We start from the raw sequence: 18857 nt of genomic DNA on the forward strand, positions 1-18857 counted from the left end.
GTGGAGCACTTATTTTTAATGAGTAGAGAAGAAGACTTTTTGATAGCGGTTGACTTTTATAAAAAATAGAATTATGATGATAGAAAAAGGAGAAATATGGCATGGAGTATGAAAAGAAAATAGCTGTGCTTTTAGATGCAGACAATGTGTCACCCAAATATATTTCATCAATTTTGACTGAAATTGTCAATCATGGTGTTCCTACTTATAAAAGAATCTATGGGGACTGGACGAAACCTCAGCTTTCCTCGTGGAAAGAGGAATTGCTGAATTATTCTATCACTCCGATACAGCAATATAATTATACAACAGGTAAAAATTCGACTGACTCAGCTTTAATCATCGATGCGATGGATATCTTATATTCTGGCAATGTAGGCGGATTTTGTATTGTGTCGAGCGACAGTGACTTCACAAGATTAGCTTCACGTCTGCGAGAATCTGGCATGTATGTGGTGGGGATGGGAGAGGCCAAAACGCCAAAACCGTTTGTGTCAGCTTGTGAAAGCTTTAAATATCTTGAATCTCTTGCAGAAGACAGCCAAAATGATGTACAGTCTGAAAGTACAAAACTGATTCAAGGCGCTATGAAAAAAGAAGATTTGATGCACGAAATCAAAAAAATCATTGAAGAAAAATCAGACGATAATGGCTGGATTTCTTTGGCTGATATGGGGAATATTTTGAACAGAAGATTCTCTGACTTTGACTCTCGAAATTATGGGTATTCAAAATTGCTGCACTTATTGAAGTCTTTCAATTGTTTTGATGTAGCGCCCAGAAAAAATCAAAATCCAAATGGCAAACAGAATTATTACGTGAGGGTTAGAGAAGAATAACACTAATCCACTAGTAGTGCTTTGAAGAGGCCAATGTCTGCGCAAATGGTATAGAATTTTAGCGGAAAAGAGAGGTTTTTCCCATAAGTTTGTGCCTTGACCTTGGGTTAGTTTTATTGTAAACTAATACAGTATAATCAAAAGGCGTATAAAAGCCATCATGAAACAGTGCCGGCACACTTCGGTGTGCGGTGCTGTTCTTTTCTAATTTCGAGGGAGACAGAGGTGCAAGATGAAACTAATTCTAAAATACACATGGCGATATAAGCAATACCTTTTATTGAGTTTATTAGGTGTTGGTGGCTTTGTGCTGATTCAAATGGGTATGCCGACGCTTCTGAAAGATATCATCAATGAGAGCTTAATTGCCCATCAACCAGAACGGTTATATCAAATTGTGCCGCTTATGTTGGGGGTCATTGTGATAGGCATGGCCGGAGAAATTTGTATGTCTTATGCCAACAGCCGCATAGCGACTAACGTAATAAGAGACATTCGAAATGATTTGTTTGTCAAGACACAGGGGTTCTCTCATACCGAATTTGACCGTTTTAGTGTATCTTCGTTGATTACAAGCACCACGAGCGATGCCTATCAAATTATGATTTTTGTGCAGAGCATGCTGCGCAGTGCGCTCATTACACCAATTATGACCGTCAGCGGTTTTATTCTAATCATGAAAACCAATTCACAGATGTTGTGGGTTATATTAGTTGCCCTTTTGCTGCTAATGCTTGGGGTATCTGCTATTAGTGCGGCCTCGATTCCTCATTCAAAAAAACAGCAAACGGCTTTGGATAGAATCAATTTGACTTTGAGAGAAGCGCTGTCTGGTCTGCGTGTTATTCGAGCTTTTGGCAATGAAAAATTTCAGGCAGAACGCTTTGAAACAGTGAATGAAGAATACTGCGGTGTTTCTAAGAAATTATTTCGCATTGTATCAATCTCTCAGCCAGCTTTTTACTTGCTGTTCAATACGATGATTTCAATTGTTCTTTGGGCTGGCAGTTATGCCATTGGTAAAGGAACATTAGACGTCGGAACGCTCAATGCATCTATTGAATATATTTTTCACATTCTGTTTTCCTTTTTGATGTTGGCTGTGCTGTTTATTATGTACCCCCGTGCGTCCGTTTCTGCGCAGCGTATTCAGCGTGTTTTAGAAAGTACACCAGATATTGCAGAAAACTTGGAGGACGGCGTTACTCAAACAAAGACAAAGGGAACTATTTCCTTTGAAAATGTAACGTTTGCTTATGCCAATTCAGAAGAACCAGTTCTGAAAAATATTAGCTTTACCGCAGAACCCGGACAGACTGTTGCCTTTATCGGCAGCACCGGAAGCGGAAAATCGACCTTGATTCAGTTGATTCCTCGTATGTATGAAGTAACAGAGGGTAGAGTCTTGGTAGACAATGTAGACGTGAGAGAGTATAACATTCACGCTTTGCGCCAAAAAATTGGATTTATTCCGCAGAAAGCACAATTGTTTACAGGTACAATTGCTCAAAATCTTCGGTTTGGCAGAGCAGAAGCGACACAAGCCGAATTAGAACATGCAGCAGAGATTGCGCAAGCGGCAGATTTTATCTCTCAAAAAGAAAATACGTATGAAGAGGTGCTAAGCGAGGGCGGCAGCAACCTGTCAGGCGGGCAGCGCCAACGTTTGGCAATAGCCCGTGCTATCGTCAAAAAACCTGAAATTTACATCTTTGACGATTCTTTTTCCGCATTGGATTATGCTACCGATTTACAGCTTCGTACTCGCTTACGTGAAGAAATTACAGATGCCACTGTGTTGATTGTAGCTCAGCGTATTGGAACCATTCGAAATGCGGACAAGATTATTGTTCTCAATGAGGGTGAAATTGTGGGACAAGGTCGGCACGAAGAGCTGTTGGATACTTGCGGTATCTACTATGATATTGCGGTCTCGCAGCTTTCTGAGGAGGAATTGGGATGAATAAAACGAAATTTCAAAAAGCCGGTCGACTGATTCGGCTATGTATGCAATCCCACAAACTCCAATTTATATTGCCAATTGTATTTACAGCCGCCGGCAGCGTGTTGGGCGCGCTCAATCCGATTATTATCGGTCTTGCCATTACGGAGCTTAGTAACAATGTAAAAGCGATTGCCGCCGATACACCTGGCGCACAGATTAACTATCAGTATGTATTGCGGATTGCTATCATTCTGCTCATTTCAGCAGCTGTACGCCAAGGTATTACCTATTTGGGAAGCTTTTTGCTGGCAGGTGGTGTACAGGACAGCTTTAAAGATTTGCGAACCCGAATCAGCCAAAAGATGAACCGCTTGCCGGTTTCCTATTTTGATAAAAATAGACAAGGTACAGTGCTAAATACCGTTACAAACGATGTGGATGCAGTAGCCAATGCCGTGCAGCAAAGTCTTTTGCCCATGGTATATGCAATAACCAGTATTATCGGTACTTTTATCATGGTACTATTCATTTCCGTTCCGTTGGGATTATTGTCTATGATTATGATTCCTTTAGCATTTCTGTTATCTCGCTATGTTATGAAGCGGTCACAAAAGCATTTTTCGAGTATGCAAAATTCGTTGGCAGAGTTGAATGGATATATTCAAGAACGCTATACAGGATTTTCTGTGGTGAAGCTGTATAATGCAGAAGAAGATACTGTGGAACAATTTAAAGACATTAATCAACGTCTAAATCAGGCAGGGTTCAAGGGCAGCTTTATCTCATCTCTTCTTTCACCGCTAATAGAATTTTTGATTAATTTCACTTATGTTGTAATGGTTTTGCTCACCGGCTATGCTGTCCTGTTTTCAGGAATGACACTGGGTAATATGCAGGCTTTTGTGCAGTATATTTGGCTGATTTATGAGCCTATGGGCCAAATTACGCAGCTCTCACCAGCCGTGCAAAGCGCAGCTGCTTCTATGGAGCGTATTATCAATTTCTTGGAAGAACCGGAAGAAGATCAAGAAGAAGCCAAAGCAGAGAGAATTGATGTAGATCGACATCAGGGTCAAGTGGAATTCGTTAATATTCAATTTGCTTACCAAAAAAGCAAACCGCTGATTAAAGATTTTTCATTGATGGCTAAACCCGGTCAGAAGATTGCTATTGTAGGAGCAACAGGCGCGGGTAAGACCACTATCATCAATTTGCTGATGCGTTTTTATGAAGTGAATGCAGGTGATATTCGAATAGACGGCGAGAGTATTTATGATATGCGCCGAAGTGCCTCACGCTCATTGTTCGGCATGGTATTGCAAGATGCTTGGTTATATCATGCTACCATTGCTGAGAATATACGCTTTGGCAATTTAAATGCGACTGACGAAGAAGTGATACAAGCTGCCAAAGATGCGAATGTACATCATTTCATCAAAACAATGCCTGGCGGTTATGATATGATGATTAACGAAGAGGCGAGCAATGTATCATTGGGACAAAAGCAGCTATTGACCATTGCACGAGCTTTGCTTGCTAACCCACGCATTTTGATTTTAGATGAAGCCACCAGCAGTGTAGATACTCGTTTAGAAATGCTGATACAGGTTGCGATGAAACGAGCTATGGAAGGTAGAACCAGTTTTGTGATTGCGCACCGCTTGTCCACCATTAAAGACGCTGATTTGATTTTGGTTATGAATCAAGGCGATATTGTGGAGCAAGGCACACATCATGAACTCTTGGCTTTGAATGGCACTTACGAAAAGCTTTATAACAGTCAATTTTCAAAACAATAAATAGTTTGTTCTGTAGAATTTTGCTATTCGCAGAACATAAAAAAACTCTCGGCTTACACAAATTGTATGCCGGAGTTTTTTATAGAAACGGTTAAATTATAGGGAGAAAGCTATAAAATTAAAAATAAGAATTTAGCGGTGTAGCTACTATTATTTTCTAAGAACGAATAAATAAAAGATTAGAGTTAATTGAAAATACAAATTTATAGGCATTTTAAAATGAAAATCTTTCTATTTTTTTACAGTTTCTTATTTCGGTTGCTCAAAACCTAGAACCCAAGTATAATTATTTTATAAAGTCATGAGAGCCCATAGGCCTTAAATTTCTTTGGGAATAATTCGATATTTGCCTTTTGAACTGACTGTCATGATAAAGACCTCTTTCATGGAAAAACCAGATTGCTTGATTCTATCTTGTATCCATTCTACTGTTTGCCCAGACAAGGCTACTGAATCATGAGAAACGACGCCGTCAGAAACGACCACAACTTCAATTCCTTTTGAGGGAGCATTGACTTTCATCTGCTCGGGAGTAAGAGGACTGGTGCTGGCCTTTTTGATTACGCTGAGTGTGCCGCTGGTTTCGATGATGGCGTATTCTACATCATCGAGATAAAAGGCTTCTTTCTGGCGAAGTTCTTCAAATAAATCTTCAATAGACATTTTAACCCGTTTGAGATTCTCTTGATTGATTTTGCCTTTTTCAATGAGAATAATGGGTTTGCCGCAGGTCAATTGCCGAAAAGTATTGGATTTCATCATTAAATAAGCCATAAGCACTTCTAAAAGAACAATAATGACCATGGGGATAATACCCCAGATCAACGATTGATCTTGATTTTGAATGGGCATGACAGCAAGTTCTGACAAAATAATAGTTGCCACAAGCTCAGAGGTTTGCAGCTGGCTAATTTGCCGTTTTCCCATGATACGAAAGGCGACTAAGATGAGGATGTAAATAATAACAGTACGGAAAATAGGGGTAAGCATTTTTTCCTCCTTAAAAAGAGATACCATCCATAGAGCGTGTACGCAATTTCACACTTTTTTAATTCGCATACACATTCTAGTATGAGCTATTCTAAAGACATTTATGAAAAATAAAATTTAAGAGGTGCCGTATGGATAAAGCGAGCTTGAATCGTATGCAAAAAATTATGGGAATTGCCTTTTCTTGTATTGGGGCAGTTATGTTTGTCGTTGCTGTTGTTGTATATGCGACGTTTTCACAGATGAAAGCGCGTTCTGTACTCATTGAAGGAGAAGTGACTGATTTTTCTGATCGGGAATCATATACAGTAGTGGAGTATGATTGGAAAGACCAACATTACGAAAGAAAATTGGCTTTTTTTTCTTCCTCCTATAATGTAGGAGACAAAATTAATCTTTATATCGATCCGCTGCGTCCGAGACGAGTGGAAGGCGAAATGAAATATTGGATTCTCATGCTTACCTTTGGCGTGCTGGGCGTTGTCTTTTTAGGTGTTGGCATTGCTTTCTTACTTTCTATTTTTCTGTTGAAGAATAAACAGGAGAAGCTGCTGCAAAAGGGAAAAAAGATACTTGCTGAGATTGAGGAAATAACCTATAACAGAGCCATGCGAATAAATCGCCATCATCCCTATGTCATTGTTTGTGCTTGGAAAAATCCGGAAAACGGCGTTACATATCATTTTAGAGGTCCTAACATGTGGGACGACCCAACGTTTATTCTTGAAAAAAAAGGAATTAAAAAATTGCCTGTCTACTTCGATGAAAGAAATATAAAAAACTACATTGTTTCTTTAGACGTTATTATAGCGGAAGATGGAAAAAATGTATTTCTATAAATAAATGGATTGCAATAAAGGGAGAGCCATGTATAAAATACTGCTTGTCGAAGATGATATGACCATTGCCAAAACAGTTGAAAAACACCTGATGGGTTGGGGACTTTCTGTTAGCCGTATCGAGGATTTTGCACACGTATTAGAGCGATTTGTTGAATTTCAACCTCAATTGGTACTGATGGATATTTCGCTCCCGTTCTTTAACGGATATCACTGGTGCACAGAAATTCGCCGTCTTTCTCGAGTGCCTATCATTTTTCTCTCTTCGGCTTCTGAAAATATGAATATCGTGATGGCAATCAATGTAGGGGCAGACGATTTTATTGCCAAACCATTTGACCTTGATGTGCTAACGGCAAAAGTACAGGCAGTTTTGCGCCGTACTTATGATTTTGCCGGAGAAACAAACTTGTTGCAGCACAAAGGTGTGGTTCTTAACATGAGTAATACGACACTTGTGTATGAGAACGAAACCCTCAACTTGACTAAAAATGAGTACAAAATCCTGCAGACACTTTTTGAGAATAAAGGCCATGCTGTCAGCCGTGAAACACTGATGACAAAACTATGGGAAAGCGATAACTTTGTGGATGAAAATAGCTTGACTGTTAATGTTACAAGACTGCGCCGCAAATTAGAAGAAATCGGAATTGAAAAATTTATTCAGACCAAAAAGGGAATTGGCTATATGCTTGAAGAATAAAAAGTATAGATTTTGTGTCTAAAAGGAGTTATAGCCAATGGAAAAAACTCGATTTAAAACAGCGGCTTGGTTTTATCTAAAAGAAAAATATCGTTATTTTTTGCTTTTACTTACCTTCATTTTTATTTATGCTCTTGTTTTTTGCTTAGCACATGTTGATATTGACGTGATTCTTTATGCCGGCTTAATTTGCCTCTTTGTAGGAGTTATTGTCATCGTTGTGGATTTTATCCATTTTTATCACATGAATCAACAATTAGGAGAGCTGAAAAAGACAATTACAGTTGATTTGTCTGGACTGCCGGAAAGCAAAAAATGGACAGAACTGCATTATCAAGAATTGATTCGGATATTGAGTGACAATAAGAATAAAGCAGAAACAAATGCAAGAAAAAAAGAAAATGAGATGGTAGATTATTACACCATGTGGGCTCACCAAATTAAAACACCGATTGCAGCAACCAAGTTACTGCTGCAATCAGAGCAAAACAGCCAAAAGGCAGAACTTTTGTCAGAGTTGTTTCGGATTGAGCAGTATGTGGAGATGGTGCTTTCTTATCTGCGATTAGAAGGACCCAATGATTTTCTCCTGAAACAATATCCGCTTGAAGATATTGTGAAGCAAGTCGTAAGAAAATATGCGCCATTATTTATTCGGCAAAAGATTAAGCTAGATTTAAAGCCCATTGAGGGCACTGTTTTAACTGATGAAAAATGGCTTGCCTTTGTTTTAGAACAACTTTTATCCAATGCGCTAAAATATACGCAAAAAGGCACGGTTTCGATCTATCTTTCTTCTCCTGGACATCTTGTGATGGAGGATACCGGCATGGGGATTTCTCCTGAAGATTTACCTAGAATTGGAGAAAAAGGTTTTACCGGTTATAATGGCCGAGAGCAAAAACAAGCGACAGGCTTAGGCCTTTATCTTTGCAAAAAAATCATGAAGCGTTTGTCACATAGCATGAGTTTTGAATCAGAGATTGGCAAAGGAACAAGAGTGATTTTAAACCTTGATACAATTTCTTTTTTTGTAGAATAAATAACTTACTTATCAATTTTATAAAATGGTCAAGTAAATCAATGTGACAAAAGTGTAAGGTTAAAAGAAGAAATGTAAGCCAAATCGATGGCAGAGCATTTCTTCTTTTTGCTATAATAATGTCATCACAAAACATGAGGAGGCAATTATGGCTATCTTAGAAGTCAATCAACTTAAAAAAATATATACCACCAGATTCGGTGGCACACAGGTACAGGCACTTTCCAATGTGAATTTTTCTGTGGAAAAAGGCGAGTATGTGGCAATCATGGGTGAGTCAGGTTCCGGTAAAACCACTCTTCTAAATATTTTGGCATCGCTTGATAAACCAACTTCTGGTGAAGTTTTTTTGAACAGCCGCAATATGAGCACCGTTCCTGAAAAAGAGCTTGCCTCTTTCCGCCGTGAAAACTTGGGCTTTGTATTTCAGGATTTCAACCTTTTGGATACGTTTTCAATTGAAGATAATATTTTTCTGCCGTTGGTACTTTCCGGCAAACACCATAGTGAAATGCAGAAACGAATTCAACCTTTGGCAAAAAAATTAGGAATTGAAGAGATTTTGAAAAAATTCCCCTATGAGGTTTCAGGTGGACAAAAACAGAGAGCAGCTGTTTGCCGTGCATTGATTACCAAACCACAGCTAATTTTAGCGGACGAACCAACCGGTGCTCTCGACTCTCGTGCATCTGATTCACTGCTCGATTTATTTGAGAATATTAACAACGAGGGACAAACCATATTGATGGTTACGCATAGCGTGAAAGCGGCTAGTACAGCTAAACGGGTTCTCTTCATTAAAGACGGCGAAGTTTATCATCAGATTTATAAAGGCAAGAGCAGTTCAAAAGAAATGTTCCAAAAGATTTCAGATACTTTGACCTTGATTGCGACAGGCGGTGAACGGTATGAATAAGCTCTTTTACCCTAAACTTGCTCTTAGCAACATTAAGAAAAATGGCAAGACCTATGGTCCGTATATCTTAATTTCAACCGTTACAATTGCCATGTTTTATATGATTCTCACGCTTTCTGTAAACCCCGGACTGAGAGACATGAGCGGTGGAGGAGTCATGGGGAGCATCCTTGGCTTTGGCACAATTATCACAGGTATTTTTGCGATTGTTCTGCTTTTCTATACCAATAGTTTTCTCATGAAACGTCGTAAAAAAGAATTTGGTTTGCTGAATATATTGGGCATGGAAAAACGACATTTAGGCAGAGTGATTTTTTTTGAAACACTGTTTATTGCTTGTGTTGCTATCTTTGTTGGCTTGCTGAGCGGTGTTTTATTCTCTAAGTTTTTGTTTTTGATTATTCAAAATATGATTGGCGAAGGCATTACTTTAACGTTTGGCATAGACGTTTCATCAATGACGATTTCAGTGGCTTTTTTTGCAGTTGTTTACCTTCTAATTCTTTTGAACAGTGTTATCCAAATTTATAAAAGTAACCCAATTGAACTGCTAAAAGGTGGTCAAGTCGGTGAAAAAGAACCCAAATCAAAATGGATTTTATCAGTCATTGGTATCATCTGCTTAGCGGCAGGCTATGTTATTTCTATTATTACAAAGCAGCCCATTTCGGCAATCCCTAATTTCTTTATGGCTGTTTTGTTGGTAATTGTGGGAACGTATATGGTTTTTACCGCTGTTAGTATTACAGCTCTGAAAACTTTAAAGAAAAATAAAAGTTATTACTACAAGAGCAATCATTTTATTTCTGTGTCAGGCATGATTTACCGTATGAAGCAGAATGCAGTAGGACTTGCGAATATTTGTATTCTTTCTACCATGGTACTTGTTATGATTTCCACTACCTTTTCTCTCTTTGTAGGGGCAGACGATATTATGACCACCAGATACCCCAAAGAATTTGAAATAAGAGGCGATTATCAAGAGCAAACACCGGAGCAAGTAAAACAATTGGTTGAGAAAATAGCGCTAGAAAAAGGTAAAGAAATCACCAATGTTGAAACCTATTCGTATCTGGCAGTGGCAACAGGAAGCGAAGAGAACCGATTAATTGCGAGCGAGACATTTAGCAATGATTCTTTAATCATGAATATTTATACGCTAGATCGCTATAATGAAATTATGGGGACAAATGAAACGCTTGGAGAGAATGAAGCACTATTTTATAACGAAGAACAAAAACTATACCAATACGATACCATTGATGTATTGGGCGTGCCTTTAAACATTAAAGGACATTTTGAGGCACCGGATAAACTCAAAGATTTAATTTATATGGCAGAACCTTGTACGCTGATTGTTAAAGATGTCAGTATGATAGAAAAAATACAGCAGGCACAAGTTGAAGCTTTTGGAGAAGATTCTTACCTCACAAAATATATTTATCTTTTCGACATGGAGGGGGATAGAGAAGAGCTTCAGAAAATTACCAATGATCTTGAGACAGAAAGACAAACGATGAATCTTGACACCGTAACTGTCGATAGTCGCGTGAATTCATGGAGCGATTTCATGGCCATTTATGGCGGACTTTTCTTCATTGGTATTTTCTTAGGCATTCTGTTCATTATGGCCGCCATTATGATTATGTATTATAAGCAAATCTCAGAGGGTTATGATGACAAAGAAAGATTCCAAATTATGAAAAAGGTTGGTTTGTCCGAGAAAGAAGTCAAAAAGACGATTCATTCACAAGTCATTATGGTATTCTTCTTACCGCTTGTAACAGCCATTGTGCATTTGGCATTTGCTTTCCCGATTATCACACGCTTGCTAGCGGCACTTAGTATGACCAACATTGCACTCTTTGCAATTTGTACAGTAGGATGTGTTTTGATTTTTACACTGTTCTATGCGATTGTTTATACACTAACGGCTAAAAGTTATTATAAGATTGTCAAATAAAAGCTTAACTAAAAAAACACTTTCGATCTCATTAAAAAGAGGTTGAAAGTGTTTTTAAATATTTAAATACCAGCAAATAAAAAAGTTGTGTTTGTTCGAGATAAAGTATAAAATGAATAGCAAACATATAAGTTAAGGGTGATGGGTATGCAGTTTAGGTTAGCCAATAGAGAAGATCTTCCAAAAATCCAATCCATGTATAGAGATATCATTGAGCACATGAATAACAACAAAATAGAAATTTGGGATGATAGTTACCCCTGTGAATTCTTTGCAGAAGATATTGACAATAATCGACTCTATCTATTGGTTGAAGAAGTGGGAGATATAGTAGCGGCTGCTGCTTTATGTGAATCAAACGACGGAGAAACCTATATAAAATGGGAAAATACAGAAGCAAAAGCACTCTATATGGATCGTTTGGGAGTAAATGTTGCGTATAGGGGACAAGGCATGGGAAACCGGATACTTGAGCATTTGAGAACACTGGCAAAGCAAAAAATGGCTGAATATATCAGGTTATTTGTGGTGGATATCAATAGACCGGCGATACAGTTATATCTGAAAAATGGATTCAAACAGGCCAGTGGAATCTATGAAGAAAAAATAGATGATAATTTTATTTTGTGCGAATATGGTTTTGAAATAAGACTATAAATTAAAAGCAATCTGCTAGTATTTGAGCAGGTTGCTTTTTTAAAATTATATTAGAGTATGTTCAATCAATCCCAAAAAGTCGCTTTGTGTTCTCTGTAGTTGCATTAAAAATAACTTCAGGGCTTACTCCACGAATTTCAGCAATGCGCTCACCGATATAGCGGATATTAGCGGAATCATTGCGCTTGCCTCGTAGTGGTTCTGGCGACATATAAGGTGCATCGGTTTCTAAAAGCAACCTTTCAAGGGGAATATCTTTGGCCACTTCAACACTGTGACGAGCATTTTTGAAAGTGACAGGGCCATCTAAGCCGATATATAGCCCTAGCTTGATGACTTCTCTTGCCATTTCAACACTGCCAGAAAAACAGTGAACTACACCTTTTGGGCGGTACTCTCGCAGAAAATCCATCATATCACCGTGAGCTTCTCTGTCATGCAGCACAACGGGATAATCAAGTTCATTTGCCAACGCCAGCTGTGCAGTTAGGACTTCTTTTTGTGTTTCTTTAGGGCAAAGCTCGAGCCAGTGGTAGTCAAGGCCGATTTCCCCAACAGCTTTGATTTTATCATGTTTTAAGAATGTTCGAAGCTGTGTGAGCCAGTTTGCCGGCAAGTCTTTGGCACATTCAGGATGAATGCCAGCAGCGCCGTAAAGGTAATCATACTTTTCTGTCAGAGCGATGGTTTGCAGACAAGTATCAATGTCTGTGCCCATGTTGACAATGCCGACGACTCCCTTTTTGGGTAGAGAAGTCAAAATCTCATCTCGGTCATCGTTGAATTGTTCAGCATCATAATGGGCATGTGAATCAAAAATAGAATAAAGGGTATCTGTCATATTTTTTAGTTCCTTAAGTTTTGTTTTATAGAGTGTGAGCGTGTTTTTGTTGCAAGGCCTTACCAATTTCAATAGCAGCAGTCATATAAATTTGGCTGTGATTTCTTCCTCGGTCACCAAGTCCTCTTTTGTCCCATTCCGGCAAATCAAGATTATCAGCGGCAAAGAAAAACTCTGCAAACGGCACATTGCGATATTGGGCAATAGCCGCCAGTGCAGAACATTCCATATCGACGCAGATGCAGCCTTCTTTTTTGCGAAGTGCAATTTTAGAAGCGGTTTCACGGTAGAAAGCATCGGTAGTCCAAACTTTTCCTGTCACAAAAGGCAAGTCGAGAGAAGAAAGCGTTTCTTTTGTAAGGGTAACCGTAGCTTGATCAAGTTCAATTTCATGAGAGGGTGCAAGGTAGTGATAAGAAAGCCCTTCATCACGTACAGCACAATCGGGAACAATTAGGTGTCCGTCGGCAATATCATGCCGTAAAACACCACACATGCCGAAAAAGACGAAATATTTTGCGCCCATTGCACCTAGCTCTTCAATAGAAGCAGAAGCAGTTGGTGCGCCCACAAAGGGAGCGTGCAGCGCAATCTCTGTGCCGTCTACGGTGAGTTTATAAATAGGCTGACGAACAGAGGCCGTGCTCAGATCAGCAATTTCAACTCCGTTATATTTCTTGACGTATTCCTCAACAATGTCTCTTGAAAAAGCACCAATACTAATGGCAGGGAAACCGTCAATAGGGGAGATAATTTTGCTTGGTTCAATCACACCTAGTTCATTTAGGTCAAATAAATCGGTAATCATAAAAAGCCTCCTTTTCTTAATGATGTCATCATGTTCATAAACAATATCAGATATAACAAGAGCCTTACCCTAAAAGAGCAAGACCCTTGTATGTGCTGCTTACAAAAGCAATCACACTTTTGTATTCCGATACATTTTCAAAGTTTATCGAATCTTAGAGCCGACAGATAAATCATCTACAAAAATGACTTTGACATCGTCGCCGTCGTCAGCGGCCAAAATCATGCCTTGACTTTCTACGCCGCAGAGAACGGCAGGTTTGAGATTGGCGACAACGATTATCTTGCGGCCGACTAAGTCTTCAGGTTTATACCATTTGGCAATGCCAGAAGCCACTGTACGCTCAATGCCAGTGCCGTCATGCAAGGTCAATTTCAGCAATTTTTTGGCACGTTTAATGGGCTCACAAGCGACAACTTCAGCAACACGCAAATCTACTTCGCCAAAATGGTCAATATTAATTTTAGCAACGCCGTGAATTTCTTCTCTCAGTTTAAGAGTTTCTTCTGATTCACCGCTGTTTTTTGCTTTAATTTCTTCTGCTTTGGCTAAGACTTCTTCTAAATCAAGACGAGCAAACAGAATTTCAGGTTTGTCAGTAACTTTGTTTGCGTTGGGGTAAAGCCCGGTTTGATTCAGATTGTCATAGTCAGCGGCAGTCACATTCAATTGAGCAAAGATTTTTTCTGCCGTGGTTGGTAAGAAAGCAGAGAGCAAAGAAGTGCCGATATAAATGCTGTCTAACAGATTATACAGCACGGTTTGCAGGCGATCTGATTTTGCTTCATCCTTGGCCAGTGCCCACGGAAGGGTTTCGTCAATATATTTGTTGCAGCGCTTGAAGAGATTCATGATTTCAGAGACAGCATCTGCTACTTTAAATTCATTAATCTTACTTTGCACTTTGTCACGACAAGCAGAAACGATAGCTTTTAAATCGTCATCAACAGGTTCAGAAACTGACTTGTTCGAAACAATGCCGTCAAAATACTTGTTGGTCATGGCGACAGTGCGGTTGACAAGGTTGCCAAGCGTGTTAGCGAGGTCAGAGTTGACACGTTCTGTAACAAGCTCCCAAGTCAAATTGCCGTCATTGTCATAAGGCATCTCGTGTAGTAGGAAATAGCGAACGGCATCAAGACCAAAAACGTCAATCAGCTCGTCGGCATAAATCACATTGCCTTTAGACTTGCTCATCTTGCCATTATCCATCATCAGCCAAGGGTGACCGAAAATTTGTTTTGGTAGAGGTAAATCTAAAGCCATCAAGAAAATTGGCCAATAAATAGTGTGAAATCTGACAATATCCTTGCCGATGACATGTACATTGGCAGGCCAAAACTCCTTAAAGAGATCACTGTGGTTGCCGTCTACGTCATAACCCATGGCCGTGATATAGTTGGTTAAAGCATCTAACCAAACGTAAATAACGTGTTTGGGGTCAAAATCAACGGGAATTCCCCATGAAAAAGAAGTTCTCGATACGCACAAATCTTGCAGACCTGGCAAAAGGAAGTTGTTCATCATTTCGTTTTTGCGAGATACCGGCTGAATAAATTCAGGGTGCTGATTGATGTGTTCAATCAGACGGTCGGCATATTTGCTCATTTTAAAGAAATAGGCTTCTTCTTTTGCGGGCTTAACTTCACGTCCGCAGTCTGGGCATTTACCGTCGACTAGCTGTGATTCAGTAAAGAAAGATTCACAAGGGGTACAGTAAAGTCCTTCATAATAGCCTTTATAAATGTCACCTTGGTCATATAGCTTTTTGAAAATTTTCTGCACCATATCGCTGTGGCGATGTTCTGTGGTACGAATGAAATCGTTGTAAGAAGTACCGACTAAATCCCATTGTTTACGAATTTCTGCGGCAATGCCATCGACAAATTCTTGAGGAGTAACACCCTCTTCGCCAGCACGGATTTCATTCTTTTGACCGTGTTCGTCGGTTCCGGTTAAGAGGTAGGTGTTGTAACCCTCCAGACGTTTAAAACGTGCCAAACTGTCGCTCAGCACAATTTCATAAACATTGCCAATATGCGGTTTGCCTGAAGTATAAGCAATAGCTGTGGTTAAATAATAGTTTCCTTTGTTCTGCATGAAGATATCCTTTCGGCGGAAATTAGTCAGCAGGAGTATAACCCGTTTCCGTAATAATTTTTTTCAGTGCGGCAACATCAGTTTTGTCGGCATGATAGACAATGGTAGCACTGCCGCCGTTATCAAGGCTGACATCTGCTTTTTTGACGGCATCATTCTCTAACAATGCCTCACGCATTCGCTTCACACAATGTTCGCAGCTCATGCCGCTGATACCAATGGTTACGGTTTCTTGATTTTTTTTAGCAAATAAACGAAAGCCCATAAAAAACACCTCTTTATCTATAGTGAAAGTTAAATTTGATTTTGTTTACAAAAAAGAAGACACAATTGAAAACAGAACAGAGCCTAACATAAGTGCTGCCAAACCAATGGCAACCACGCGGATGATTCGTTTTCTTCTTGCTTCGGGATTTTTTTTCATGACATATTCTGCCTTTCACAACGACTTCTATTTGTTATTTTATCATTTTTAGTAGCCATTGTAAACAGTTAGTCATCTTTATTATGACGCATGAGGATATAAATAAACATTTTTATCCTTTTTATGATTTATTCTTATATGATAGAGTAATTTGAGAATAAATATTTTAAATTTGCTATTGACTTTTTGTAGTTGAGTGCTATACTTTAGTTGAAGTTAGTTACAGCTAACTATTTTTAATACTTATTGGTTAGTTGCAACTAACTAATAAGATTATGAAGTAACAGAAAAAGATTATTAAGCATAACTTGAATTTAGAGGGATTACGCAATTTGCAATTTAAATTCAGAATAAAATATAAATTTAAAGTTGGAGGGATAACGATGGAAGCATATCAATACATGAAGAAAAAAAGGCCTGTTCTAGTGGCAGTGATATTGGTTTTAATTTTTTCTGTGGTGCTGGGATTCAGCGCATGTGCCGCAGAAGCTGACAGCAAAGAAGAGAGCGGGAAGATTCAGCTGACCGCCACAACCACCATGCTGTCTGATTTGGCTAGGAACATCGCAGGCGAAGAAGTGGAGGTAACCGGTTTAATGGGAACAGGCATTGACCCTCACCTTTATCAGGCAAGCGCAGGCGATATTTCAGCCTTGCAAGAAGCAGATGTGGTGCTTTATAACGGCATTCACCTTGAAGGAAAAATGGGCGATATTTTTGCTTCGCTTCGAGAACAAAACAAAACCGTTATATCAGTAGAAGATGCTTTGGATAAAAACGATTTGATTCAGACAGAAGACAGCGAGCAAAATTATGATCCTCACGTTTGGTTCAATGTAGAGCTTTGGAAAAAAGCTGCCCGGCATTTGGCACAAGAATTATCGGCCTATGCGCCTGAGCATAAAGCGGTCTTTAAAACAAACTTAGAGAGCTACGTAAAAGAACTTGAAGATTTAGAAAAATTCATACAGGAGAAGGTAGACACCCTACCAAAAGATAAACGAATCTTGGTAACTGCGCATGATGCTTTCTCTTATTTTGGCAAAGCATATGGCTTTGAGGTAAAAGGCTTGCAAGGTATCAGTACTGAAACAGAGGCAGGTACACAGGATATCAGCCAAATGGCAGAATACATTGCCAATAACGAAATCAAAGCCGTTTTTGTGGAATCTTCAGTTTCTCCCAAAACGATTGAGGCTTTGCAGGCGGCTGTGAAATCCAAGGGGTTTGAAACAGCAATCGGCGGTTCGCTCTATTCTGATTCACTGGGAGATAAAGAAAGCGGAGACGATAGCTATATAGAGACGTGGAAAGCCAACATCGAAACCATTGTTTCGGCGTTGCAGTGAGGTACAAAAATGGAAAATGCAGTAAGTGTGAACCGTTTGACGGTATCGTATGGAGATAAACCTGTACTTTGGGATGTTAATATGGAAATTCCGAAAGGAAAGCTCGCGGCGGTCATTGGACCGAATGGAGCAGGAAAAAGTACGCTGTTAAAAGCTGTTTTAGGACTCATTCCCAAAGTTTCAGGCGATGTGCAGTTTTTTGGAGAGAAAGAGATTCCTAAAAATACAATTGGTTATGTGCCGCAGAGTGAAAGCGTAGACTGGGATTTTCCGGCAACCGTGTCTGATGTGGTATTGATGGGGCGCTATGGACATTTAGGGCTAATCAAAAGACCCCGAAAGCTAGATAAAGAAATTGCCGCTCATGCCATTGAGCTAGTGGGCATGACAGAATATGCAAACAGGCAGATTAAAGAGCTTTCAGGCGGTCAGCAGCAAAGAGTGTTTTTGGCTCGTGCCTTGGCGCAGCAGGCAGATATTTATTTCATGGATGAACCGTTCAAAGGGGTAGACGTGCAGACAGAACGGGCAATTGTACAAATTCTCAAGAATTTAAAAGAAGAAGGAAAAACGGTTATTGTCGTTCACCATGACTTGCAAACCGTAAAAGATTATTTTGACTGGGTTACGCTTCTCAATGTTCGCCTCGTGGCAAACGGTGAGGCAGAAAAAGTTTTTGACAGCAAAAATGTCAATCAAACCTACAATACTCATATCCTCTTGGAAGGGGTGGGGTAAATGGCAAATCCACTCTTGCTCTTTTCAGATTATACCTTTCAGACGGTTGCGTTGGGTTCTCTGTTAATGGGTGTGCTTAGCGGTATCCTCGGCAGTTTTGCCGTGCTTAGAAAACAGAGTTTGCTGGGAGATGGTGTGTCACATGCAGCTTTGCCCGGTGTGGTGTTTGCTTTTATGCTGACAGGTACTAAAAATACAGAAATATTACTGCTAGGCGCTTTGGGAACAGGACTGATAGCAACTGCTCTGATGATGAATATTGTCAAGCATTCCAGAGTGAAATTTGATGCGGCACTTGCCGTGGTCATGTCGGTTTTTTTTGGCTTGGGATTGGTGCTTTTCACGTATGTACAAAAAAGTCCGAATGCCAACCAAGCAGGTCTAAAGCGTTTTATATACGGTCAGGCAGCTGCTATGCTGGAACGTGACGTATACTTTATGCAAATTTGTGCCGTAGTCTTGCTGTTCATAGTGATTTTGTTCTTCAAAGAGTTTAAGCTTTTAACGTTTGATAGTGATTTTGCAAAATCAATCGGAATGCCTATCGGCTGGATGAATGCGGGATTGTCTTTGTTAATTGTTTTGGCGATTATTATTGGTTTGCAAACCGTGGGCGCTATTCTCATGAGTGCGATGTTAATTGCCCCTGCCGCCGCCGCCAGACAGTGGAGCAGTAAGCTTTGGCAAATGATTACCTTAGCCGCTGTTTTCGGTGGTTTATCCGGTGTATTGGGAACATGGGTTAGCTCATCTTTTGCCCAAATGCCGACAGGGCCTGCTATTGTTGTCTGTGTTAGTGTGATTACAATAATCAGTCTGCTGTTTGCACCAAAGAGAGGACTGCTTAGTCGCTTGACAAGGCAACACAATCAAAAACGAAAATTAGAGGCAGAAAGGGGGTAAG

General features: G+C 39.6%; 17 protein-coding genes. 12 read left to right on the forward strand and 5 right to left on the reverse strand.

Going from position 1 to position 18857, the window contains the following annotated elements; all coding sequences use genetic code 11:
• Positions 1-101 precede the first annotated feature (101 nt).
• From CS931_RS10390 to CS931_RS10400, 3 genes are all read left to right on the forward strand, one after another.
• Positions 102-839 (forward strand): NYN domain-containing protein, encoded by a 738-nt coding sequence (locus CS931_RS10390; protein ID WP_099205722.1) that lies wholly within the window; start codon positions 102-104, stop codon positions 837-839.
• 232 nt (positions 840-1071) lie between these two features.
• Positions 1072-2802, forward strand: a complete 1731-nt coding sequence (locus CS931_RS10395; protein ID WP_099205723.1) for an ABC transporter ATP-binding protein — start codon at positions 1072-1074, stop codon at positions 2800-2802.
• A complete protein-coding gene (locus CS931_RS10400) occupies positions 2799-4583 on the forward strand; it encodes an ABC transporter ATP-binding protein (RefSeq protein WP_099205724.1) in 1785 nt (594 codons plus the stop codon). The genes CS931_RS10395 and CS931_RS10400 overlap by 4 nt, the downstream gene beginning before the upstream one ends.
• A gap of 318 nt (positions 4584-4901) precedes the next feature.
• Here CS931_RS10400 and CS931_RS10405 read toward each other — a convergent pair whose 3' ends face one another.
• Positions 4902-5573, reverse strand: coding sequence for a DUF421 domain-containing protein (locus tag CS931_RS10405; RefSeq protein WP_159459811.1), 672 nt, complete (start codon positions 5571-5573; stop codon positions 4902-4904).
• Between the two features lie 131 nt (positions 5574-5704).
• Here CS931_RS10405 and CS931_RS10410 point away from each other — a divergent pair, with 131 nt between their 5' ends.
• The 6 genes from CS931_RS10410 to CS931_RS10435 all read left to right on the forward strand — a co-directional run bounded on the left by CS931_RS10410 (position 5705) and on the right by CS931_RS10435 (position 11693).
• Positions 5705-6412 (forward strand): DUF3592 domain-containing protein, encoded by a 708-nt coding sequence (locus CS931_RS10410; protein ID WP_099205726.1) that lies wholly within the window; start codon positions 5705-5707, stop codon positions 6410-6412.
• 28 nt (positions 6413-6440) lie between these two features.
• The gene (locus CS931_RS10415; RefSeq protein WP_099205727.1) at positions 6441-7115 is read left to right on the forward strand and encodes a response regulator transcription factor; all 675 of its coding nucleotides are present in this window, start codon (positions 6441-6443) and stop codon (positions 7113-7115) included.
• Between the two features lie 37 nt (positions 7116-7152).
• Entirely contained in the window at positions 7153-8157 is a 1005-nt protein-coding gene (locus tag CS931_RS10420; protein ID WP_099205728.1) for a sensor histidine kinase, read from the forward strand.
• 148 nt (positions 8158-8305) lie between these two features.
• Positions 8306-9073: an ABC transporter ATP-binding protein gene (locus tag CS931_RS10425; RefSeq protein WP_099205729.1), complete on the forward strand. Its 768-nt coding sequence runs from the start codon at positions 8306-8308 to the stop codon at positions 9071-9073.
• Positions 9066-11036, forward strand: coding sequence for an ABC transporter permease (locus CS931_RS10430; protein ID WP_099205730.1), 1971 nt, complete (start codon positions 9066-9068; stop codon positions 11034-11036). Before CS931_RS10425 ends, CS931_RS10430 begins: the two co-directional genes overlap by 8 nt.
• Positions 11037-11183: 147 nt before the next feature.
• Positions 11184-11693, forward strand: coding sequence for a GNAT family N-acetyltransferase (locus CS931_RS10435; protein ID WP_099205731.1), 510 nt, complete (start codon positions 11184-11186; stop codon positions 11691-11693).
• 61 nt (positions 11694-11754) lie between these two features.
• On the opposite strand, the gene CS931_RS10440 is transcribed toward CS931_RS10435, so the two are convergent.
• The 4 genes from CS931_RS10440 to CS931_RS10455 form a co-directional block, all read right to left on the reverse strand.
• Positions 11755-12534, reverse strand: a complete 780-nt coding sequence (locus CS931_RS10440) for a TatD family hydrolase (RefSeq protein ID WP_099205732.1) — start codon at positions 12532-12534, stop codon at positions 11755-11757.
• Positions 12535-12559: 25 nt separating this feature from the next.
• Positions 12560-13342, reverse strand: a complete 783-nt coding sequence (locus CS931_RS10445) for a nucleoside phosphorylase (RefSeq protein ID WP_099205733.1) — start codon at positions 13340-13342, stop codon at positions 12560-12562.
• Between the two features lie 144 nt (positions 13343-13486).
• Positions 13487-15442, reverse strand: a complete 1956-nt coding sequence (gene metG / locus CS931_RS10450) for a methionine--tRNA ligase (RefSeq protein ID WP_099205734.1) — start codon at positions 15440-15442, stop codon at positions 13487-13489.
• A gap of 22 nt (positions 15443-15464) precedes the next feature.
• Positions 15465-15707 carry a heavy-metal-associated domain-containing protein gene (locus CS931_RS10455; RefSeq protein WP_099205735.1) on the reverse strand — a complete coding sequence of 81 codons (243 nt, stop codon included), beginning with the start codon at positions 15705-15707 and terminating at the stop codon, positions 15465-15467.
• Between the two features lie 542 nt (positions 15708-16249).
• Here CS931_RS10455 and CS931_RS10460 point away from each other — a divergent pair.
• Genes CS931_RS10460 through CS931_RS10470 form a run of 3 tightly spaced genes read left to right on the forward strand, consistent with a single transcriptional unit; the run spans position 16250 to position 18856 of the window.
• Positions 16250-17215 (forward strand): metal ABC transporter solute-binding protein, Zn/Mn family, encoded by a 966-nt coding sequence (locus CS931_RS10460; RefSeq protein WP_242964974.1) that lies wholly within the window; start codon positions 16250-16252, stop codon positions 17213-17215.
• Positions 17216-17224: 9 nt separating this feature from the next.
• A complete protein-coding gene (locus CS931_RS10465; protein ID WP_099205736.1) occupies positions 17225-17953 on the forward strand; it encodes a metal ABC transporter ATP-binding protein in 729 nt (242 codons plus the stop codon).
• Positions 17954-18856: a metal ABC transporter permease gene (locus CS931_RS10470; protein WP_099205737.1), complete on the forward strand. Its 903-nt coding sequence runs from the start codon at positions 17954-17956 to the stop codon at positions 18854-18856.
• Position 18857: the final 1 nt, after the last annotated feature.

This window comes from Scatolibacter rhodanostii, assembly GCF_900197595.1.
GTDB lineage: Bacteria > Bacillota > Clostridia > Oscillospirales > Acutalibacteraceae > Scatolibacter > Scatolibacter rhodanostii.

Bases quoted from the DNA above. Each gene is read 5' to 3' on its own strand.
- CS931_RS10470 (WP_099205737.1), top strand. From the start codon at position 17,954: ATGGCAAATCCACTCTTGCTCTTTTCAGATTATACCTTTCAGACGGTT.
- CS931_RS10435 (WP_099205731.1), top strand. From the start codon at position 11,184: ATGCAGTTTAGGTTAGCCAATAGAGAAGATCTTCCAAAAATCCAATCC.
- CS931_RS10445 (WP_099205733.1), bottom strand. From the start codon at position 13,342: ATGATTACCGATTTATTTGACCTAAATGAACTAGGTGTGATTGAACCA.
- CS931_RS10465 (WP_099205736.1), top strand. From the start codon at position 17,225: ATGGAAAATGCAGTAAGTGTGAACCGTTTGACGGTATCGTATGGAGAT.
- CS931_RS10415 (WP_099205727.1), top strand. From the start codon at position 6,441: ATGTATAAAATACTGCTTGTCGAAGATGATATGACCATTGCCAAAACA.
- CS931_RS10395 (WP_099205723.1), top strand. From the start codon at position 1,072: ATGAAACTAATTCTAAAATACACATGGCGATATAAGCAATACCTTTTA.
- CS931_RS10430 (WP_099205730.1), top strand. From the start codon at position 9,066: ATGAATAAGCTCTTTTACCCTAAACTTGCTCTTAGCAACATTAAGAAA.
- CS931_RS10425 (WP_099205729.1), top strand. From the start codon at position 8,306: ATGGCTATCTTAGAAGTCAATCAACTTAAAAAAATATATACCACCAGA.
- CS931_RS10405 (WP_159459811.1), bottom strand. From the start codon at position 5,573: ATGCTTACCCCTATTTTCCGTACTGTTATTATTTACATCCTCATCTTA.
- CS931_RS10455 (WP_099205735.1), bottom strand. From the start codon at position 15,707: ATGGGCTTTCGTTTATTTGCTAAAAAAAATCAAGAAACCGTAACCATT.
- CS931_RS10390 (WP_099205722.1), top strand. From the start codon at position 102: ATGGAGTATGAAAAGAAAATAGCTGTGCTTTTAGATGCAGACAATGTG.
- CS931_RS10400 (WP_099205724.1), top strand. From the start codon at position 2,799: ATGAATAAAACGAAATTTCAAAAAGCCGGTCGACTGATTCGGCTATGT.
- CS931_RS10460 (WP_242964974.1), top strand. From the start codon at position 16,250: ATGGAAGCATATCAATACATGAAGAAAAAAAGGCCTGTTCTAGTGGCA.
- CS931_RS10410 (WP_099205726.1), top strand. From the start codon at position 5,705: ATGGATAAAGCGAGCTTGAATCGTATGCAAAAAATTATGGGAATTGCC.
- metG (WP_099205734.1), bottom strand. From the start codon at position 15,442: ATGCAGAACAAAGGAAACTATTATTTAACCACAGCTATTGCTTATACT.
- CS931_RS10440 (WP_099205732.1), bottom strand. From the start codon at position 12,534: ATGACAGATACCCTTTATTCTATTTTTGATTCACATGCCCATTATGAT.
- CS931_RS10420 (WP_099205728.1), top strand. From the start codon at position 7,153: ATGGAAAAAACTCGATTTAAAACAGCGGCTTGGTTTTATCTAAAAGAA.